Genomic DNA, 19,327 nt, shown 5'->3' with positions numbered 1-19,327 from the left:
AGGGTCCACTATGACCAGTCTTGCCGCTCCTCAACCCGGATTGTTCCGCCAATACCTCGTCCTCACCAAGCCGCGCGTTACGCAGTTGGCGGTGTTTTGCGCGGTCATCGGCATGTTTCTCGCCGTGCCGGGCGTACCCGATATGCGCCGCGTGCTGTTCGGCACTATCGGCATCTGGCTGCTTGCCGCAGCCGCCTTCGCCATCAATTGCCTGATCGAACAGGAAGTCGACGCGCGCATGCTGCGCACCGCGCGACGCGCCACCGCGCGTGGCACCATTTCAGCCTTCCAGGTATTGAGCTTGTCCGGCTTGCTGGGCGGCGCGGGCATGTTCGTGCTGTACACGCTGGTGAACCCGCTGACCATGTGGCTGACGTTTGCCACCTTTGTGGGCTACGCCGTTATCTATACCGTCATCCTCAAGCCGCGCACGCCGCAGAACATCGTGATCGGTGGCCTGTCGGGCGCGATGCCGCCCGCGTTGGGGTGGGCAGCGGTGGCCGATTCGGTTCCGGCCGAAGCCTGGGTGCTGGTGCTGATCATCTTCATCTGGACGCCACCGCATTTCTGGGCGCTGGCGCTGTACCGCAACCATGACTACGCCAAAGCCGGCCTGCCCATGCTGCCGGTCACGCACGGCAACCAGTTCACGCGGCTGCACATCTTGCTCTATAGCGTGGCGCTGGTCGCAACGACGCTGTTGCCCTACGCCATCCGCATGAGCGGCGCACTGTATCTGCTGTCGGCGCTGGTGCTGGGCGGCATGTTCGTGTCCTATGCGTGGCGGTTGTACCGCGCCTATAGCGACGAACTGGCGCGCAGCATGTTCCGCTTTTCCATTCTCTACCTGGCGCTGCTGTTCGGCGCCCTGCTGGTGGACCACTGGGTCGGCCTGCTGCGCTGACCCCTGGAGGTTGTTGATGTCCGTGTTTTCCGCCAGCCGCCGGCTGGGCCTGCGCCTTGCCGCCGCCACCGCCGTGACGGTTCTTGCCGGCGCGCTTGCCGCCTGCGGCGATGCCGCGCCCAAGTTCAAGGGCAGCGACATCAGCGGTACCCAACTGGGCCGTGGCATGGAACTGACCGATACCAACGGCAAGAGCCGTCAGCTATCCGACTTTGCCGGCAAGGTGGTGGTGGTGTTCTTCGGGTTCACGCAGTGCCCCGACGTGTGTCCCACGTCGTTGGCAGAGCTGACCGAGGTGATGAAAAAGCTGGGCCCGGACGCCGACCGCGTGCAGGTGCTGCTGATTACAGTGGACCCGGAGCGGGACACGCAGGAAGTGCTCAAGCAGTACGTGACGGCTTTCGACCCGCGTTTTCTGGGGCTGACCGGCACGCCGGATCAGATCAAGAAGGCGGCGGCATCGTTCAAGGCGTACTACGCCAAGGCCCCCACCAAGGACGGCAACTACACGATGGATCACACCGCCGCGTTCTACCTGATTGATGGCAAGGGCGAATCGCGCGTGCTGGCCAATAACAACCTGGGCGTGGACGCGCTGACGCACGACATCCAGGCGCTGCTCAAGAACTGAGGCAGTGGTGCCGGGGAAGGATCCGCACAGGGATCCATGCAGGGATCAGTTCGACGATCAGAAGAATCAGCAGAAAAATCAGCGGGCCGTAGTGCCCGCAGCAGCCCAGCCGGCCAACGCCGCCTGGGCTTTTTCATTCAGTTCGGCAACCGCGATGTCGTGGCGGTGCGAAATGATCATCAAGGCATAGGGCGTGGCCAGCGCCGCCGCTTCCGGGCACAGGCGCGATTCGTCGCCGACAGACGGCGAGACGTTGCGCCAGTAATTGATCGCCTGTTCGAGTTGGGGCAGGGAAATGGAATCCATCCGCCTATTGTCCACGAATGCACAAGGCTGTCCACCGCGCCGCGACGCGCTGCAACGCCTGCAAAGAAGCGTCACCATCGCAACATGCCGAAACTGCGCCCGGGTGCTATACCGATGCCGGTTAGTTACGATGGAGCATCGTCATGAATACATCCACCCGAATTCAAAGCCCGCGCAGCGGCTTGCACCCGCTGGTTGCGGCAGCCGCCATCGCCGTGATCGTCATGTGCGCAGTGGGCGTGGCCGCGGTGATGGGCTGGTTGCCCTCGCCCTCGGCCAACCCGCACGCCGATACGCCCGTGGCCGAAGCCGGCCCCGAGAGCGCCAACCTGGCGCCCGCGCCAGAGCCCGCCCCGGCACCGGCTACGCGTCAGGCGCAGCCATCCGCACCCGCGACGCAGCAGGCCCGCCCGGCGTCTGCGTCGGCCCCTCGCGCACCCGCGCCCGCCCCGGCGCAGCAGGCTTGCCAGAGCTGTGGCGTGGTGGAAACCATCCGCCAGGTGCAGGTGCCGGGCAAGGACAACAGCGATCACCTGGTCGGCACCATCGGTGGCGGCGTGGTGGGCGGCGTAGTGGGTAATCAATTTGGCGGAGGCAGCGGCAAGACGGCGCTGACGGTGCTTGGCGCAGTCGGCGGTGCTTTGGCAGGCCGCGAAGTTGAGCGTAATATCAGACAGCAACAAACGGTGACGCACTATGAGCTGACGGTCCGCATGAGCGACGGCAGTGCGCGCCAGTTTCGCAGCGCGCAGCCGTTTGCTTTTGCGTCCGGCGACCACGTGCGCGTGGAAAACAACCAGCTGCTGCCCGGATGATCCGCGGCCGGCGGCACTAGTCTTTGGGGAGACCTGGCATGAGCGACCAATTCACCAACCCGTTCGTCCTTCCTGGCATGGGGCAGAATTCCGATCTGTCGGGCAACCCCTTGCTGGCCAGCATGGAAATGATGCGCCAGGCCTGGGCGGGGTTGACCGGCCCGGGCGGCCTGGCCAGCAGCCTGCCGATGGCGCCTCCCATGAATCTTGAAGACCTGGACCGCCGTATCGCCGAATTGCGCTCGGTGGAGAACTGGCTGCGCATGAACTTGTCGATGCTGTCCTCCACCATTCAAGGCATGGAAGTGCAGCGCTCCACGATCAGCACGCTGCGCGCGTTTGTGGACAGCGCGGCCAGCATGGACATGAACGCCGTGCGCGATAGCGGCGCGGCCTCGCCGCTGGAAGTGGTGCTGGGTTTGAAGCCCGCGCCGAAGTCCGCCGCCAGGCCGGCATCGTCGGGTTCGTCCGCGTCATCATCATCGTCTGCATTCAGCGCGCGCGATGACAAGCCTCAAGACGCGCCGCCAGCCGATGCCGCTGCGGACGCCACCAACGCCACCAACCCCAACAACGCGGCCGCGTCCGAATCTGCCGGGCCGGGCATGACCGAGCAGATGGGCGCCGCCGCCCAGTCCGCCTCCAAGGCCTGGTGGGATCTGCTGCAGCAGCAGTTCAACCAGATCGCCGCCGCCACCGCCGCGTCCATGCCGACCAACCCCGCCGCGCCAACGGCCGGTGACGACGCCGGTCAATCCAAACCCAAGGACACCAAGGCCGCCGCCAAGTCCGAGCCCAAGGCTTCCAAGCCCGCCGCCCGCAAGACCGCGGCCAAGTCCGCTTCGAAGAGCGCCGCCAAGACCGCTCCTCGGGCCTCCAAGAAAACCGGGCCTGCCGACGGCAAGCCCTGATCTCCTTCCAATCGACTCGCATCGGTCGCAAGGCCGTTTGCGCCGTCTCTTAACCTATCTGAACCTATGCTTAATGTAGTGATCCTCGCCGCCGGACTGGGCAAACGCATGCAGTCCAACCTTCCCAAAGTGCTGCACACGCTGGCCGGCAAACCCATGCTGGCCCATGTGCTGGACAGCGCGCGGCAGCTGAAACCCGCGCGCATCATCGTTGTGGTGGGCCACGGCGCGGACCGCGTCAAACAAGACTTTGAAGGCCAGCCGGATCTGCACTTCGTGTTGCAGCAGCCGCAGCAAGGCACCGGCCACGCCGTGCAGCAGGCGGTGCCGCTGCTGCAAGAAGGCAATGGCAAGGACGATGTCACGCTGGTGCTGTACGGCGACGTGCCGCTGGTGCAGCCCGACACGCTGCAACGCCTGCTGGATGCGCGCGGCGCGGGCGCCGCCGTCTTGACCGAAGTGCTGGACGATTCCACCGGCTATGGCCGCATCGTGCGCGATGACAAGGGCAACGTGTGCCGCATCGTTGAACACAAGGATGCGTCGGACGCCGAACACGCCATCAAGGAAGTGAACACCGGCATCCTGACCGCGCCGACCGCCAAGCTGAAAGACTGGCTGACCCGCATCGACAACAAGAATGCGCAAGGCGAGTACTACCTGACCGACGTGGTGGGCCTGGCCGTGGCCGATGGCGTGCCCGTGGGCGCGGCGCAGCCGGGCGCCGGCTGGGAAACGCTGGGCGTGAACAGCCGCGTGCAGCAGGCCGAACTGGAACGCCGCTGGCAGGGCGAACAGGCCCGCCGCCAGCTTGAAGCCGGCGTCACGCTGGCCGACCCGGCCCGTTTCGACGTGCGCGGCACGCTGTCTTGCGGACGCGATGTGTTCATCGACGTGGGCTGCGTATTCGAAGGCAACGTCACGCTGGCGGACGGCGTGCGTGTCGGCCCGCATTGCGTGTTGCGCGACGTCAGCGTCGGCGCGGGCACGCAGATTGAAGCGTTCAGCCATTTGCAGCAGGCCGAAGTGGGCCGCGATGCGCGCGTGGGTCCGTATGCCCGCCTGCGTCCGGGCGCTGAATTGGGCGACCGCAGCCATGTGGGCAACTTCGTCGAAATCAAAAAGAGCGTGCTGGGCGCCGACAGCAAGGCCAACCACCTGGCCTACATCGGCGACGCCGACATTGGCGAACGCGTCAACGTGGGCGCGGGCACCATCACCTGCAACTACGACGGCGTGAACAAGCACCGCACCGTCATCGAAGACGACGCCTTCATCGGCTCGGACACGCAGTTGGTGGCCCCGGTGCGCGTCGGCCGTGGCGCCACGCTGGGCGCCGGCACCACGCTTACCCGCGATGCGCCGGCCGACAAGCTGACCGTCTCGCGCGCCAAGCAGCTTACCGTTGAGGGTTGGCAGCGTCCCGCGAAGAAGTCGTGATGGCGCAGAACGACCCTGCCCCGGACAACGCCTCGGGCGGCCCCCGGGGCGCTTCCAACGGCAGCGCCAACGGCGGCCCCAACAGCAACCCCAACAGCAGCCCCAACAGCAGCCCAAACAGCAGCGCCAAAAGCGCGCTGCCCGACGGCTTGCCGGCGCCGCGTCGGTACTGGGCGGCCGCCACCGTCATGACAGGGATCAGCCTGTCGGTGCTGGACACCACCATCGCCAACGTGGCCTTGCCCACGATTTCCGTCGACCTGAATGCATCCCCGGCGCAGGCCGTGTGGATCGTCAACGCCTACAACCTGGCGGTGGTAATGGCGCTGCTGCCGCTGTCGGCGCTGGCCGAACGCATCGGCTTTCGCCGCATGTTCACCTTCGGCCTGATCCTGTTCACGCTGGCATCGCTAGGCTGTGCGCTGGCCGGCACGCTGTGGCAGCTGACTGCCGCGCGCGTGTTCCAGGGCGTGGGCGCCGCCACGCTGATGTGCATGTTCGGTGGCCTCGTGCGCAACATCTATCCGCTGCACATGCTGGGCCGAGGCATCAGCATCAACGCCACTACGGTGGCCGTGATGTCGGTGCTGGGGCCCACCATCGGGTCCGCCATCCTGTCGGTGGCCCCGTGGCCGTGGATCTTCGCCGTCAACCTGCCGATCTGCGTGCTGGCCATGTTCGGCCTGCGCCACCTGCCCGAAGTGCCGCGCAACGATGTGAAGCTGGACTGGATCAGCGCCTTGCTGTGCATGGCGACGCTGGGCGTCTTCATTTCCGGCGTCGACATGATGGGGCAGGATCTGCTGCGCGGTATCGGCCTGGTGGCCATTGCGACCGTGGCGGGGCTGGTGTTGGTGCGCCGCGCGCGCAAGCAGCCGGCGCCGCTGGTGCCGGTGGACCTGCTGCGCATCCGGCCACTGGCCTTTGCCGTGGGGGCGTCCGCCTGCACGTTCGCCGCGCAGATGGCGTCGTATGTCTCGCTGCCGTTCTATTTCCAGCAGGTGCTGGGCCGGCCGTATCTGGAAGTGGGCATGCTGATGGGCGCCTGGCCCGTGGGCACGGCCATCATCGCCCCGCTGGCGGGCCGCCTGTCTGACCGCTACTCGGCCGCCACCTTGAGCGGCGTGGGGGCGGCGACGATGGTGATCGGCATGCTGTGGCTGACCTTGTTGCCGGCCACGGTGTCCAACTGGCCGATCGTGGCGGGCATGTTCGTGGCGGGCGTGGGCTTCGGCTTCTTCCAGACTCCGAACAACCGCGCCATGCTGTCGGCCGCGCCCCGCTCTCGCAGCGGCGCGGCCGGCGGCTTGCAGGCCACCACGCGCGTGTTCGGCCAAAGTTTCGGCACCGCGCTGGTGGCCATCGCGTTCAGCGTCAGCCTGGCGCATGGCCCCGGGCTGGCGCTGGTGCTGGGCACCATTTGCGCGGCGCTGGCGGTGGTGGTGAATACGGTCCGGTTCAACAAACTGCGTGCCTAGCGGCCGTTGCGCCCCTGGGCCCCGGCCGCTTCTATAATGGCGGCCGGCGCCTGCTTCCCTTTGCCAGGCGCGCGAAATTCCTTATTTGAAGGCGTGCAGGCATGAAAATCACGGTCGTGGGTACCGGTTACGTTGGGTTGGTGTCGGGAGCGTGCCTGGCCGACATGGGCAACGACGTCATGTGTCTGGACCTGGACGAGGCAAAAATCGCCCTCCTGCGCCAGGGTGGCATCCCGATCTACGAGCCCGGCCTGGAAGACCTGGTCCGCCGCAACGTGCAGGCGGGCCGCCTGCAATTCACGGACGACGTCGCGCAGAGTGTGGCCTTTGGCGACGTGCAGTTCATTGCCGTGGGCACCCCGCCTGGCGAAGACGGCGCGGCCGACCTGAAGTACGTGCTGGCGGCCGCGCAGAACATCGCGCGCCACATGACGTCGCGCAAGCTGATCGTGGACAAGTCCACCGTGCCGGTGGGCACCGCCGACAAGGTGCGCGCCGTGGTGGCCAAGGAACTGGACGCGCGCGGGGTCGACATCCCCTTCAGCGTGGCGTCCAACCCGGAATTCCTGAAGGAAGGCGCGGCCATCAATGACTTCATGAGCCCCGACCGCGTAATCGTCGGCGCCGACGACGACTACACCGTCGGCGTCATGCGCCGCATCTACGAGCCCTTCCAGCGCACGCACGACCGCCTGATGGTGATGGACGTGCGTTCGGCCGAGCTGACCAAGTACGCCGCCAACGCCATGCTGGCCACGCGTATCTCGTTCATGAACGAAATGGCGAACCTGGCCGAAGCGCTGGGCGCCGACATCGAGCAGGTGCGCCGTGGCATCGGCGCGGACCCGCGCATCGGCTACCACTTCCTGTACCCGGGCGCCGGCTATGGCGGTTCCTGCTTTCCGAAAGACGTGCAGGCGCTGGTCAATACGGCCGCCGAGAATTCACTGCCGATGCGCGTCATCGAAGCGGCCGAAGCCGCCAACCACGCGCAGAAATTCCGCTTGTCCGAAAAGCTGGTCGCGCGCTACGGCGAAGACCTGCGCGGCCGCAAGATCGCGTTGTGGGGCCTGTCCTTCAAGCCCAACACCGACGACATGCGTGAGGCGCCCAGCCTGACCGTCATTGCCGAACTGACCCGGCGCGGCGCCGAAGTGCGCGCCTACGACCCCGTTGCCATGCACGAGGCCGCCCGCGTGATGGTCGGGCAGCCCGGCATCAGTTTCGCCACCGATATGTACGACGCGCTGGACGGCGCCGACGCACTGCTGATCGCCACGGAATGGAAAGTCTTCCGCGCCCCGGACTTCGACCGCGTGAAGGCCCTGCTGAAAACGCCGCTGATCATCGACGGCCGCAACCTCTACACGCCGGCCGACGTGCGCGGCATGGGCTTCGAGTATTCCGGTATCGGACGCGCATGAAGATCCTGCAACTGAACTTCGAAAAAGGCTGGCGCGGCGGCGAACGGCAGACGCTGTATTGCATGCGCGCGTTCCGCAAGGCCGGCCACGACGTCGAAGTGATGTGCCGGGAAGGCGCCCCGTTGGCCGAACGCGCGCGCCAGGAAGGGTTTGTGGCGCATACGCGGCGCAACGTGCCCGGGCAGCTGGCGTTTCTGGCGGGTGCCGGCCGCTATGACATCATCCACGCGCAAACCGCCAACACCATCACGTGGGCCGTGCTGACTAAATGGCTGCATCGCCGCCCCGTGGTGTTCTCGCGGCGCACGTCGTTCGTGGTCAAGCCCGGCGACGAATGGAAAACCGGCTTCAAGTGGCGCCACGCCAACCTGTTCGTGGCCATCAGCGAGATGGCCGCCAGCGAACCGCGCCGGCTGGGCATTGAGCCCGTCATCATCCGCAGCGCGGTCGAACCGCACGCCATCAACGCCGAGAACGTCGCCAACCTGGTGCGTGAATTCGACCTGAGCGGCAAGAAGGTCATGGCCACGTCCGCCGCGCTGATCCGCGACAAAGACCCCGTGACGCTCGTGCGCGCCGTGGGCGAGTTGGCCAAGACCCGCCGCGACTTCGTCTTTCTGCACTTTGGCGCCGGCGGCGACCGCGAACAGCAGGCCAAGGACGAAGCCCGCCGTCTGGGCATCGAAGACGTCTACCGCTTTGCGGGCTTTCGCAAAGGCGTCGAAGACTTCTACAGCATCCTTGACGTCTTCGTGATGAGCTCCGAAGAAGAAGCGCTGGGCAGCAGCGTGCTGGACGCCTTCTTGCAGCATGTGCCGGTGGTGTCCACCGATGCGGGCGGCCTGAAGGAAAGCCTGGCCGACGGCCGCGGCGTGCTGGTGGCCGTGGGCGACCACCAGGCCATGGCCGCCGGCATGGCCCGCTGCCTGGACGACGCGGCCTTCCGGCAAGACATCACACAACGCGCGTACGAGTACGTGAAAAGCGAACACGACGTGCAAAAGATGGGCAACCGCTATCTGGCGCAGTTCAAGCGCTTGTTGGGTCGGGCCTAGCCTCTAAACGTTTTTTGCTCGACGCGGGGTAGTCCAAACCGGCTGCGGGCCTGTTGCTGGCGAATAGCGCCCGCGAGGCACCAGGGGACAACATTGCGTCCGCGCCGACCCCGCTTCACGCCCTGACATCAATCCGCGTTTCGAATTTTGCCCGGTGCACCGAAAAGAACGTGCGCACGTTGCGCACGTTGGCCTGGGCGGTGAACGCGCGGTGGACCAGCGCGTGGTAGGCGGGCATGTCCTTTACTTGGGCGATCACCACGAAATCCGGTCCGGGCGACACCCGGTAGCACTGCAAGACCGCGGGCTCGGTCAGCATGCTTTGCTCGAACGCGTCCAGGCTTTCGGCGGCCTGGACGTCCAGGGTGATTTCCACGATTGCCGTCAACGTGCTGCCCAGCTTTTCTGCCGCCAGGATGGCGACTTGGCGGGCGATGACGCCTTCGTCCACCAAGCGCCGCACGCGACGCAGGCACGTGGGAGGCGACGCATGCACGCGCGCGGCCAGGTCCTGATTGGTCAGTGAACTGTCCGCTTGAAGCTGCTCAAGGATACGCAGGTCCAGATCGTCCAGTTCCGGCTGCGACGAAGCGGGAAGTTGCGTCGGGTTTTGCATGATTAATTCAAAAATATCGATTTAACGAAAGATAATTTAATCACAAATACGTAAGTAAATTAAATTCCAAACAAAGCAATAATAAGAAATCATATTTCTTGGCGCCTCGCGCACAATGCGTCGGTACCCGAACTTAAGTGGAGTTTTCCTATGTGCGGCATTGTTGGCGCCGTCGCCCAGCGCGACATCACCCCGATCCTCGTTGAAGGCCTGAAGCGGCTGGAGTATCGCGGCTACGACTCCTGCGGCGTCGCCGTGTATGCAGACGGCCACCTGCGCCGCACGCGCAGCACGCAGCGCGTTGCCGAGCTGGCCGACCAGGTTGCCCAGGACAAGGTCCAGGGCTTTACCGGCATTGCGCACACGCGCTGGGCCACGCACGGCGTGCCCGCCACGCACAATGCGCACCCGCACTTTTCGCACCTGGGCAATGAAGAGCCCCGTATCGCGCTGGTGCACAACGGCATCATCGAAAACCACGACGAACTGCGTGCCGAACTGCAAGCCGTCGGCTATGTGTTCGAAAGCCAGACCGACACCGAAGTCATCGCGCACCTGGTGAACCACCTGTACGCGGGCGACCTGTTCGAAGCCGTGCAAAACGCCGTGCGCCGCCTGCATGGCGCTTATGCGATTGCCGTGTTCTGCCGCGATGAACCGCATCGCGTCGTGGGCGCGCGCCAAGGCTCGCCGCTGGTGGTGGGCGTGGGCCAGAACGAAAACTTCCTGGCGTCCGACGCGCTGGCGCTGGCCGGCACCACGGACCAGATCATCTATCTGGAAGATGGCGACGTTGTCGACCTGCAACTGTCGCGTGTGTGGATCGTGGACGCCAACGGCAAGAACGTGGACCGCGAGGTGCACACCGTGCACGTGCACACGGGCGCGGCCGAACTCGGCCCGTACCGCCACTACATGCAAAAGGAAATCTTCGAACAACCGCGCGCCGTGGGCGATACGCTGCAAGACATCGAATCGATCACGCCCGAGCTGTTCGGCGACGATGCCTACAAGATCTTCAAGGACATCGATTCGCTGCTGATCCTGGCTTGCGGCACCAGCTACTACGCCGGCCTGACCGCCAAGTACTGGATCGAATCCATTGCCAAGATTCCGGTGGCCGTGGAAATCGCCAGCGAATACCGCTACCGCGACAGCGTGCCGAACCCGCGCTCGCTGGTCGTCACGATTTCGCAGTCGGGCGAAACCGCCGACACGCTGGCCGCGCTCAAGCACGCGCGTTCGCTGGGCATGGACAAGACGCTGACCATCTGCAACGTGTCCACCAGCGCCATGGTGCGCGAATGCAAGCTGTCGTACATCACGCGCGCCGGTGTTGAAATCGGCGTGGCCTCGACCAAGGCCTTCACCACGCAGCTGACCGCGCTGTTCCTGCTGACGCTGGCGCTGGCGCAAGTGCGCGGCCACCTCACCGAAGAACAGGAAGCCGACCACCTGAAGGCGCTGCGTCACCTGCCGGTGGCCATCGGTTCGGTGCTGGCGCTGGAACCCCAGATCATGGCGTGGGCCGACCGCTTTGCGTCCAAGGAAAACGCCTTGTTCCTGGGCCGTGGCATGCACTATCCGATCGCCCTGGAAGGCGCGTTGAAGCTCAAGGAAATCAGCTACATCCACGCCGAAGCCTACCCGGCCGGCGAACTCAAGCACGGCCCCCTGGCGCTGGTGACCGAGCACATGCCCGTTGTTACCATCGCACCCAAGGACGAGCTGCTTGAAAAGCTGAAATCCAACATGCAGGAAGTGCGCGCACGTGGCGGTGAGCTGTATGTGTTTGCCGATGCCGACAGCAAGATCCAAAGCGCCGAAGGCATGCACGTGATCCGCATGCCGGAAAACTACGGCAAGCTGTCGCCCATCCTGCACACGATCCCGCTGCAACTGCTGTCGTACCACACGGCATGCGCGCGCGGCACCGACGTGGACAAGCCGCGCAACCTGGCCAAGAGCGTCACGGTGGAATAACGCCGAGGTTCATCTTTCAGGTTCTGAAAACGAGAAAAAGGGGCTGCCATGCCACGTCCCGATCTCAATCTTCTGCTGGCGCTCGATGCGCTGCTCGACGAGGGCAGCGTTATCGGCGCCGCGCGCCGCATGCACCTGAGCGCGCCGGCGATGAGCCGCACCTTGAGCCGCATCCGGGAGGCGCTGGGCGATCCCGTGTTCGTCCAGGTCGGTCGCAAGCTCATGCCGACACCGAAAGCGTTGGCATTGCGCGAGCAAGTGCGCGCGGCGGTCGAACAGGCCTCGCAGGTGTTCGCTACCGATGCCCAGATCGACCTGAAATTGCTGGATCGGCGTTTCAATGTCCGCGCTACCGATGAGTTTGTGAGCATCCATCTGGGTCATCTCCTGGATGCGATGGCGCGCGAGATGCCACGGGCGATGCTGCGCTTTTCGCCAGAGGAAGACGACGTGGACGAAGAGGCGCTGCGCAGTGGCCGCATCGACCTGTTCATCAGCGCCTCGCGCAAGCTGGGGCCCGAGATTCGTGTGCAGCCCCTGTTCACCACGACGTTCGTGGGCGTCGCGCGCGCCAACCATCCGATTTTCGACGACGAGATCACGTCCGAACGCCTCACGCGCTGGGAGCACATCAACGTGTCGCGGCGCGGCAAGGCCGCCGGGCCGCTCGATGCCGCGCTGGAGGCGCAGGGGCTGCGTCGGCACGTTGCCCTGGTAGTGCCCAATCCGTACACGGCGCTGTTCGCGTTGCAGGATTCGGATCTGCTGCTGCCCTTGCCCCGGCATCTGGCCAGCACCGCGCTGTCCGCGGGCCTGCGCATTCGCGTGTTCGACCTGCCGACACCGCTGGAAACGGTGCTGCTAACACAGGCCTGGCACCCGCGCCTGGAGGGCGATCCCGCCCATCAATGGCTGCGGCAGACCATTCATACGCTTTGCAACGAGAGCCAGGCGCAGACGGCCAAGCGCGCCAAGCCATAGCGCAAAGCTTGCCCCGATGCGTGCGTATCGCGCAATCGTTCGAGTGCAATAAATACACTTTTCGGAATGATCGGCCCTGCCTACAGTGACGCGTATTGATCACTGTAGAAGGGTTGCATCGTGCAGTCGGCGAACGTGCCTGAAGCGAATTCGGGCGTCTTTCCACGCCTTTCCCGGTTTCGCGAGCGGTTGGCGCGTGGGCTGCCATATCTCGATCTGACGACGCCACGCGCGACCTATGTGATGCGTTCGATCCTGGCGGCCTGGCTGGCCCTGGTGGTGGCTTATCTGCTGGAACTGCACGCGCCCTACGCGGCGGCTTCCAGCGTGCTGCTGGTCATCAACCCTGTCCAGGGCGGCGTGATCGGCAAGGGGGTGTGGCGGGTGCTGGGCACGCTGGCCGGAATGCTGGCCGCCTTCGTCCTGATGAGCGCCTTCGGGCAGATGCCCTGGCTTTTCCTGCTCGGGTTCGGCGTATGGCTGGGGGTGTGCGTGGTGGGCATGACGCTGCTGCGTCATTTCCGGGCCTATGGCGCCACGCTGGCGGGCTACACCGTGGGCTTGGCGGCCTACGGCGCCATGCAGCATCCGGAACGCACCTTCGATCAGGTGATGGGGCGCGGCGCGTCGGTGCTGATCGGCGTGGTCTGCCTGGCGCTGGTGTCGGCCTTGTTCAGCAGCCGCAGCGTGCATAGCCGCCTGGCCATACTGCTCGACCGCCTTGCGGCCGCCACGGCGGGCGTGTTGGCAACGCATCACCAGGCCATTCAAGGTAGCGCGGCGCCGGGCGCCAAGCCGCTTGACGCCGGACGGCGTGCGCTTATCACCGAGGTGTATGGCGTGGACGATCTGCTGGCGCTGGGCAAGGCCGAGTCCGCCGATCTGGCCCACCGTGCCGGCACGGTGCGGCACACGATGGTGTCGTTGTTTTCCGCCTTGGTGGGCGGCGCGCCGCCCTGGCGCGAACACAGCGCCGGCCTCGCCGCGCTTAGGGCGTTGCAGCCGGAATGGGAGCAGGCATGGCGGGAGGTTGCTCAGGCTTTGGGGCAGGAACGCGGCCCGACCGATCGCGGCCCGACCGATCGCGGCCCGACCGCAACGACGCGTGCCATCGGGCGGCTGATCGACCTGCGCGCCCGGCTGGTGGCTGTCCTTTCCTCGACCTCGCTGGACGATGCCTCCGAGCAGGCCGCGCTCATGATCGCCGGTGATCGCCTGATCGAGCAGTTGGACGATTACCTGCAAGCCATCGACGGCATCAAGCGTTTCCACCACCCCAGGCCGACGCTGGCGCGCGTCTCCGTGCCGTTTCACCGCGACACGGTGGCGGCTTTCCAGAATGGCGTGCGCGCGCTGTTGACGGTGTTGATGGGCGGCGCCTTCCGGATCGCCACCGGCTGGACGGAAGGCAACATGATGCTGGCGGGCTTGGCGGCGGCATGCGCCCTGCTGTCCACCGCGCCTAATCCCGCGCTGGGTGCCGTCGAATTCATCAAGGGCACGGTGGCCGCCGTGGCGATGTCCTTTCTGTGCACCTTCATCGTGCTGCCGCACGTCTCGGGCCTGCCGCTGCTGCTGGTCGTCCTGGGCCTGTTCTGGCTGCCCGGTGTGTATGCCACCACGATGCCGCGTTATGCGCTGGCGGGCGCGGCGTATCTGGTGGCGTTCACGACACTGACGGCGGCGGACAACCCCATGCGCTACGACTTTGCACTGTTCCTCAATGGCGCCGTGGCGTGGGTCCTGGCGACATGTTTCACGCTGCTTGGATTCAGGATCGTGCTGCCGCGCAACCTGGCGCGCGACGTCACGCGCTTGCGCCGGCGCATCCGCGACGCGGCGCTGGGCACCTTGCGCGGCGAGCCGCCGGATGCATCGGCCTGGCAATGGCGCCAACAACACCGCATCGCGCAACTGGGCGCCTTGCTCAGGACGCAGCCGCAGGCGATGGATCGCGCCATCGCCCAGGCGCTGGCGAGCCTGCATCTGGGTCGGGAAATCCTGCGCCTGCGACGCTGGCTGCGCCAGGCGCCGCAGCACGCCGAGTGGCCGCGCGTGGTGGCGCGCACGCTGCGCCATCTGCGCCGGCGGGTAGATGATCCCGCGCGGGCCGCACGCCATGCCCGCCGCGCCGCAACCGCCTTGGCGCGCTTGCCGGTGCGGTCCGGCGCCACGACGGATGACGTGCGGCGCGTGACGGTCGTGCTGCTCGACATCGCCGCGCTGCTGGAACGCCATGCGAACGACGATCCGTACCCCTCTGAAGGCCACACCCATGCTCAGTGAATTTTCGTTGGGCGGCATCTACCTGCCGCCGTTCTTTGTCTACGCCTGCCTGGCCTTGCCGATCTATATGGGCCTTCGCTTTGTGCTGGCGCGTTGCGGGGTGCTGCGTTGGGTGTGGCATCCGGGCCTGTTCGAGTTCGCCATTTCCCTTTGCCTTGTTTCCCTGTTGGTGCTTTATGTCTGAACGCTTATTTCCCGCCAAGCTGCTGCTGCGGGCAGGACTCACCCTTGCGGTGGTCGCTGCTGCCGCCTTTCTAGTCACTGCGCTGTGGCGCGCCTACGTCGTCGCCCCGTGGACCCGCGATGGCCGTGTCAGCGCGCAAATCGTACGTATCGCTCCCGAGGTGTCAGGCACCGTCGTCCAGGTCTCGGTCATGGACGATCAATACGTCAAACAGGGCGACCTGCTCTATCGCATCGACAACGCCAGCTTCGCGCTGGCATTGGCCCAGGCCGAAGCGCAGTTGGCATCAGCCGAGGTGTTCTTGCGCCAGAAAACCGAAGAGGCGCGGCGGCGCCGTGGCATGGAAAGCCTGGTGCCGGCCGAGGACATCCAGCGGGCGAACCAGGCGGTCGCCATCGCGCGGTCCGATCTACGCAGTGCACAGGTCGCCGTGGACAGGGCGAAGCTGGATCAAGCACGCACCGAATTGCGCGCGCCAACCGATGGCTACATCACGCGCCTGCGGTTGAACAAGGGCGACTACGCCGTGACGGGCCAGCCCAACATCGCGCTGATCGATGCCCACAGCTTCTGGATCACCGGGTACTTCGAGGAAACCAAACTGCGCGGCATCCAACCCGGTGCGGCGGCGCGGATCCGCCTGATGGGGTTCGACCAGGTATTGCCGGGGCGGGTGGCCAGCATCGGGCGAGGCATTACCGACAGCAACCAGCAGGCCGACGCGCAGGGCTTGCCCAGCGTGGAACCCAGCTTCAGCTGGGTCCGGCTGGCGCAGCGCATCCCGGTGCGCATCGAGTTCGAGCATGTCCCGCATGACCTCGTGCTGGCGGCCGGCATGACCGGCAGCATCGAGGTCACGCCCTCAGCGGGTACGCCGGTGCCCCAGGGCCGGCTGATCTCGCTGCTGCACGGCTGGTTGTAAGGACAAGGCCATGCATGTAGCCATCCCTCGCACGCAAGCACGCCTTCGGCAGGCGCCGCTTCCTTTTCTGTTGGCATTGCTGACCGGCTGCACTGCCGTCGGCCCGGACTACCGCACGCCGACGCTGGATGTGCCCGCGCACTGGATTGAGGCCGACGCCGCCATGTCCGATGGCGACCACGATGGTTTGCGCACCTGGTGGCGCGCCTTCCAGGATCTCTTGCTGGACCGGCTGGTCGAACAGACCCTGGCGCACAATCAGGATCTGGACATCGCCTTGGCACGCCTGCGCCAGGCACGCGCCGAGCGCGTGCAAATTGCCTCGGCCGCCCTGCCCGAGGTCTCGGTCGGCGCCGCCGGCGAGGCCGCACTCGGCAGCAAGGCACTTAGCTCGCAGCCCGGCGGGCGGGCGCGAACCTGGCATCTGGGGTTCGATGCGAGCTGGGAGCTGGACCTGTTTGGCGGCACGCGCCGCGCGGTCGAGGCCGCCGACGCCGGTATCCAGGCGTTGGCCGAGGACCATCGTGCGCTGCAAGTGAGCCTGGTGGCCGAACTGGTGTCCGACTACGCCGGGCTGCGCGCCGCGCAACTGCGCCTGGCCATCGCGCAAGACAACATTCGTTCGTTGGCCGAGGCGGAACGCTTGGCCGAGCAGGCGCACCGCGGTGGTCTGGGCACGCTGGCCGACGTTACCCAAGCTCGCGCCGAGCGCGAGATTGCCGAGGCGCAGCCGCCCCTGCGGGAAGCAGACATCGCCCGTTTCAGCCATGCCATCGGTGTGCTGACGGGCGGGTTTCCCGGGGACTGGCATGCCGCCCTGGCAACGTCCGCGCCGGCGTTGCCCATGCCGGCCGACTTGCCGCTGTCATTGCCTTCGGACGTCATTCGCCAACGCCCCGACCTGCGGGCAGACGAACGGCGCCTGGCCGCCGCCACGGCGCAAATCGGCGTGGCGCAGGCCGCACGCTTTCCCACATTCCGTATTCCCTTGGGGATCGGTACCACCGCCAGCGTCATCCACGACCTGTTCTCAGGCGCCAGCCTGGCATGGTCGGCGGCGATGCAGGGCAGCCAGTCTGTCTACGACGCCGGCAGCGCGCGAGCCGGCGTGGCCGCGGCACAGGCCAACGCCGACGCCGTGCGGCGCGTCTACGAGCGGGACGTGCGTTCGGCGCTGCGCGACGTAGAGGACGCCTTGACGGCATGGGCCAGCGAACGCCAACGGCAAGCCGCGTTACAGAAGGCCGTGACCGCCAGCCAACTGGCCCTGCAACAAGCCACTCAGCTCTACGCGCGAGGGTTGAGCGCCTATCTGCCCGTGCTGGTGGCGCAGCGCAGCCTGAACCAGACGCGCGATGCCTTGGCGCTGAGTCAGGTGGCGCAACTACAGGGAGGCATAGCCTTGTACAAAGCGCTGGGGGCGGGCTGGTCGGACACGACATCGGTCGGCGAACCCGCCCAGGCGGCCGCCAAAGAAATATCGACGACGCAATGACGCCTTGATGCGGTGGAGAGTTAAGTACGCGGCGCCGGCCATGAACGGTAAGCGTCTTTCATATCAAGCACTTGGCCCACCGCATGCGGTGGGCCAAGTGCGTTTGATGGCAGCTGTTTGCAGGGCATTATCCGGCCGATTATGGCTGCCTTGTACACAACGATTTTGCATTACAGAATTATTGCTTTAGGCTATTAATAAATTGCCGCTGAACGGGCATTATGTTTTTCAGTATGGTTAAACAAAAATAAGAAATACCCTTTTTTATATTCACTCACAATTACCCGGCGTTCCTGTGTTGCGGTTTGTGTAATGAATGTAATTATTTGAGGGAAATCCCGGGGTTTATTACGGGCGCTCTGACTCATTTCCACAGCAATAAAAATTTTTAGAAAGAATATTGCTGTCTGGCCCCTCTACGATTCGTTGGCTCATCAAGAAACGGGTATGTATACGTTTCGAGCCGTAACTTTCCTTAAGTAATCAGTCCGCCCAATGGGGGCAGGCGTATATCGATTTTGAATCGATTTACATGCCTCCGGGTGTCGATTTCTAGTGTCTACGACACGACGAAAACAGTGAGGCCCCCGTGGTAAAGAGAATCGCAGTGTGTGGCCTTGGATATGTCGGCCTGCCCGTAGCCGTTGCATTTTCCAAGCGCTTTGATGTCATCGGCTTTGATGTGGATAAGCGGAGAATCGCACGACTGAAAGAGGGACACGACTGGACCGGCGAGATTGAAGACGACGTCCTGCGTGCCTCTGCAATGACCTTTACCGACCAGATCTCTGAACTGGAAGGGTGCGACTTTTTCGTGGTTGCCGTTCCCACGCCCGTCGACGAAAAGAACAACCCCGATTTTTCCTTGCTGGTGCGTGCGTGCCAGTCCATCGGACCCGTGCTGCGTCCGGGCTGCATCGTCGTGTTCGAATCCACCGTCCACCCCGGCGCCACCGAGGAAATCTGCGGCCCCGAGCTGGAAAAAGTCTCCGGCCTGCGCTGCGGCATCGACTTCAAGCTGGGCTACAGCCCCGAACGCATCAACCCGGGTGACCGCGAGCATCCGCTGGAAAAGATCGTCAAGATCGTATCCGGCCAGGATGAAGCGTCGCTGGAAATCATTGCCGGCGTGTACGAGAAGATCATCGACGCCGGGGTGCACCGCGCCTCGTCCATCAAGGTGGCCGAAGCCGCAAAGGTGCTGGAAAACACCCAGCGCGACATCAACATCGCGCTGATGAACGAGATGTCCAAGATCTGCGATCTGGTCGGCATCCGTACCTCGGAAGTCCTGAACGCCGCCGGCACCAAATGGAACTTCCTGAAGTTCTCGCCCGGCCTGGTCGGCGGGCACTGCATCGGCGTGGACCCGTACTACCTGACCTCCAAGGCGCAGGAACTGGGTTACCACCCCGAAGTGATCCTGTCGGGCCGCCGCATCAACGACGGCATGGCCAACCACGTCGCGCAGCGCATCGTGCAGACGCTGGCCCGCAATGGCCGCCTGAATGCGTCCACCCGCGTCGGCATCCTGGGCATGACGTTCAAGGAGAACGTGCCCGACATCCGTAACTCGAAGGTCGTCGATCTGTACAAGGCGCTGGGCAGCTACGGCATCACGCCGGTTGCCTGCGACCCGATGGTCGACCCCGAGCAGATGGAACACGAATACGGCATCAAGCTCGTCCCCCGCGCGCAATTCGGCGGCATGGACGTGTTGATTCTCGCGGTGCCCCACCGCGAAACCATGGAGACCATCTGGGAAGACATCCCCGGCTTGGTCAACAGTGGAGGCATGGTGTGCGACTTGAAGTCGGTGCTGGATAGCAAACGCCTTGCCCCCGACCTCTTGTACTGGACTCTTTAAGTTCAGGCTCGCTATCCATCACTACAGGA

17 protein-coding genes are annotated in these 19,327 nt (G+C 65.0%); 15 read left to right on the top strand and 2 right to left on the bottom strand.

The genetic code is table 11. From position 1 onward, the window contains the following. The first annotated feature begins 10 nt into the window (after positions 1–10). Both cyoE and YH64_RS07610 read left to right on the top strand, forming a co-directional pair. Positions 11–904 (top strand): heme o synthase, encoded by an 894-nt coding sequence (gene cyoE / locus YH64_RS07615; protein ID WP_046805297.1) that lies wholly within the window; start codon positions 11–13, stop codon positions 902–904. A 16-nt stretch (positions 905–920) separates the two neighbouring features. Next, positions 921–1,535 (top strand): SCO family protein, encoded by a 615-nt coding sequence (locus YH64_RS07610; RefSeq protein WP_046805298.1) that lies wholly within the window; start codon positions 921–923, stop codon positions 1,533–1,535. A 78-nt stretch (positions 1,536–1,613) separates the two neighbouring features. On the opposite strand, the gene YH64_RS07605 is transcribed toward YH64_RS07610, so the two are convergent. Then, positions 1,614–1,841, bottom strand: a complete 228-nt coding sequence (locus YH64_RS07605) for a DUF3717 domain-containing protein (RefSeq protein ID WP_046805299.1) — start codon at positions 1,839–1,841, stop codon at positions 1,614–1,616. Positions 1,842–1,984: 143 nt separating this feature from the next. Here YH64_RS07605 and YH64_RS07600 point away from each other — a divergent pair, with 143 nt between their 5' ends. The 6 genes from YH64_RS07600 to YH64_RS07575 all read left to right on the top strand — a co-directional run bounded on the left by YH64_RS07600 (position 1,985) and on the right by YH64_RS07575 (position 8,964). Then, complete coding sequence (locus tag YH64_RS07600) at positions 1,985–2,656, top strand: glycine zipper 2TM domain-containing protein (protein ID WP_046805300.1); 672 nt, start codon at positions 1,985–1,987, stop codon at positions 2,654–2,656. 38 nt (positions 2,657–2,694) lie between these two features. Further along, positions 2,695–3,567, top strand: a complete 873-nt coding sequence (locus YH64_RS07595; protein WP_046805301.1) for a PhaM family polyhydroxyalkanoate granule multifunctional regulatory protein — start codon at positions 2,695–2,697, stop codon at positions 3,565–3,567. A gap of 66 nt (positions 3,568–3,633) precedes the next feature. After that, the gene (glmU, locus tag YH64_RS07590) at positions 3,634–5,007 is read left to right on the top strand and encodes a bifunctional UDP-N-acetylglucosamine diphosphorylase/glucosamine-1-phosphate N-acetyltransferase GlmU (protein WP_046805302.1); all 1,374 of its coding nucleotides are present in this window, start codon (positions 3,634–3,636) and stop codon (positions 5,005–5,007) included. Next, complete coding sequence (locus YH64_RS07585) at positions 5,007–6,485, top strand: MFS transporter (protein ID WP_255444191.1); 1,479 nt, start codon at positions 5,007–5,009, stop codon at positions 6,483–6,485. Before glmU ends, YH64_RS07585 begins: the two co-directional genes overlap by 1 nt. 101 nt (positions 6,486–6,586) lie before the next feature. Next, a complete protein-coding gene (locus tag YH64_RS07580) occupies positions 6,587–7,909 on the top strand; it encodes a UDP-glucose/GDP-mannose dehydrogenase family protein (RefSeq protein WP_046805303.1) in 1,323 nt (440 codons plus the stop codon). Beyond that, complete coding sequence (locus YH64_RS07575; RefSeq protein WP_046805304.1) at positions 7,906–8,964, top strand: glycosyltransferase family 4 protein; 1,059 nt, start codon at positions 7,906–7,908, stop codon at positions 8,962–8,964. Before YH64_RS07580 ends, YH64_RS07575 begins: the two co-directional genes overlap by 4 nt. Before the next feature lie 115 nt (positions 8,965–9,079). Here the strand turns inward: YH64_RS07575 and YH64_RS07570 are convergent, their stop codons facing one another. After that, positions 9,080–9,580 carry an Lrp/AsnC family transcriptional regulator gene (locus tag YH64_RS07570; protein ID WP_046805305.1) on the bottom strand — a complete coding sequence of 167 codons (501 nt, stop codon included), beginning with the start codon at positions 9,578–9,580 and terminating at the stop codon, positions 9,080–9,082. Positions 9,581–9,730: 150 nt separating this feature from the next. On the opposite strand from YH64_RS07570, the gene glmS reads away from it, so the two are divergent. The 7 genes from glmS to YH64_RS07535 all read left to right on the top strand — a co-directional run bounded on the left by glmS (position 9,731) and on the right by YH64_RS07535 (position 19,298). Then, positions 9,731–11,563 (top strand): glutamine--fructose-6-phosphate transaminase (isomerizing), encoded by a 1,833-nt coding sequence (glmS, locus tag YH64_RS07565; RefSeq protein WP_046805306.1) that lies wholly within the window; start codon positions 9,731–9,733, stop codon positions 11,561–11,563. Positions 11,564–11,611: 48 nt separating this feature from the next. Beyond that, positions 11,612–12,544, top strand: coding sequence for a LysR family transcriptional regulator (locus YH64_RS07560; RefSeq protein WP_046805307.1), 933 nt, complete (start codon positions 11,612–11,614; stop codon positions 12,542–12,544). Between the two features lie 243 nt (positions 12,545–12,787). Then, a complete protein-coding gene (locus YH64_RS07555) occupies positions 12,788–14,830 on the top strand; it encodes an FUSC family protein (RefSeq protein WP_052946033.1) in 2,043 nt (680 codons plus the stop codon). Then, positions 14,820–15,014 (top strand): DUF1656 domain-containing protein, encoded by a 195-nt coding sequence (locus tag YH64_RS07550; protein WP_046805309.1) that lies wholly within the window; start codon positions 14,820–14,822, stop codon positions 15,012–15,014. Before YH64_RS07555 ends, YH64_RS07550 begins: the two co-directional genes overlap by 11 nt. Continuing rightward, complete coding sequence (locus tag YH64_RS07545; RefSeq protein WP_046805310.1) at positions 15,007–15,936, top strand: HlyD family secretion protein; 930 nt, start codon at positions 15,007–15,009, stop codon at positions 15,934–15,936. The genes YH64_RS07550 and YH64_RS07545 overlap by 8 nt, the downstream gene beginning before the upstream one ends. Before the next feature lie 10 nt (positions 15,937–15,946). Continuing rightward, positions 15,947–17,431, top strand: a complete 1,485-nt coding sequence (locus YH64_RS07540) for an efflux transporter outer membrane subunit (protein WP_046805311.1) — start codon at positions 15,947–15,949, stop codon at positions 17,429–17,431. Positions 17,432–18,038: 607 nt separating this feature from the next. Further along, complete coding sequence (locus YH64_RS07535) at positions 18,039–19,298, top strand: nucleotide sugar dehydrogenase (RefSeq protein WP_082134506.1); 1,260 nt, start codon at positions 18,039–18,041, stop codon at positions 19,296–19,298. Positions 19,299–19,327 lie beyond the last annotated feature (29 nt).

This window comes from Achromobacter sp. LC458 (assembly GCF_001005835.2).
In the GTDB taxonomy this organism is placed as follows: Bacteria; Pseudomonadota; Gammaproteobacteria; order Burkholderiales; family Burkholderiaceae_B; genus Achromobacter; species Achromobacter spanius_B.
Note: the sequence above shows the minus strand (reverse complement) of the source record. Positions and strands in the feature narration are given on the sequence as shown.

Coding starts and splice junctions, on each gene's coding strand:
- YH64_RS07585 (WP_255444191.1), top strand. CDS start 5,007: ATGGCGCAGAACGACCCTGCCCCGGACAACGCCTCGGGCGGCCCCCGG.
- glmU (WP_046805302.1), top strand. CDS start 3,634: ATGCTTAATGTAGTGATCCTCGCCGCCGGACTGGGCAAACGCATGCAG.
- YH64_RS07575 (WP_046805304.1), top strand. CDS start 7,906: ATGAAGATCCTGCAACTGAACTTCGAAAAAGGCTGGCGCGGCGGCGAA.
- YH64_RS07605 (WP_046805299.1), bottom strand. CDS start 1,841: ATGGATTCCATTTCCCTGCCCCAACTCGAACAGGCGATCAATTACTGG.
- YH64_RS07610 (WP_046805298.1), top strand. CDS start 921: ATGTCCGTGTTTTCCGCCAGCCGCCGGCTGGGCCTGCGCCTTGCCGCC.
- YH64_RS07550 (WP_046805309.1), top strand. CDS start 14,820: ATGCTCAGTGAATTTTCGTTGGGCGGCATCTACCTGCCGCCGTTCTTT.
- glmS (WP_046805306.1), top strand. CDS start 9,731: ATGTGCGGCATTGTTGGCGCCGTCGCCCAGCGCGACATCACCCCGATC.
- YH64_RS07600 (WP_046805300.1), top strand. CDS start 1,985: ATGAATACATCCACCCGAATTCAAAGCCCGCGCAGCGGCTTGCACCCG.
- cyoE (WP_046805297.1), top strand. CDS start 11: ATGACCAGTCTTGCCGCTCCTCAACCCGGATTGTTCCGCCAATACCTC.
- YH64_RS07555 (WP_052946033.1), top strand. CDS start 12,788: ATGCGTTCGATCCTGGCGGCCTGGCTGGCCCTGGTGGTGGCTTATCTG.
- YH64_RS07545 (WP_046805310.1), top strand. CDS start 15,007: ATGTCTGAACGCTTATTTCCCGCCAAGCTGCTGCTGCGGGCAGGACTC.
- YH64_RS07540 (WP_046805311.1), top strand. CDS start 15,947: ATGCATGTAGCCATCCCTCGCACGCAAGCACGCCTTCGGCAGGCGCCG.
- YH64_RS07580 (WP_046805303.1), top strand. CDS start 6,587: ATGAAAATCACGGTCGTGGGTACCGGTTACGTTGGGTTGGTGTCGGGA.
- YH64_RS07560 (WP_046805307.1), top strand. CDS start 11,612: ATGCCACGTCCCGATCTCAATCTTCTGCTGGCGCTCGATGCGCTGCTC.
- YH64_RS07570 (WP_046805305.1), bottom strand. CDS start 9,580: ATGCAAAACCCGACGCAACTTCCCGCTTCGTCGCAGCCGGAACTGGAC.
- YH64_RS07595 (WP_046805301.1), top strand. CDS start 2,695: ATGAGCGACCAATTCACCAACCCGTTCGTCCTTCCTGGCATGGGGCAG.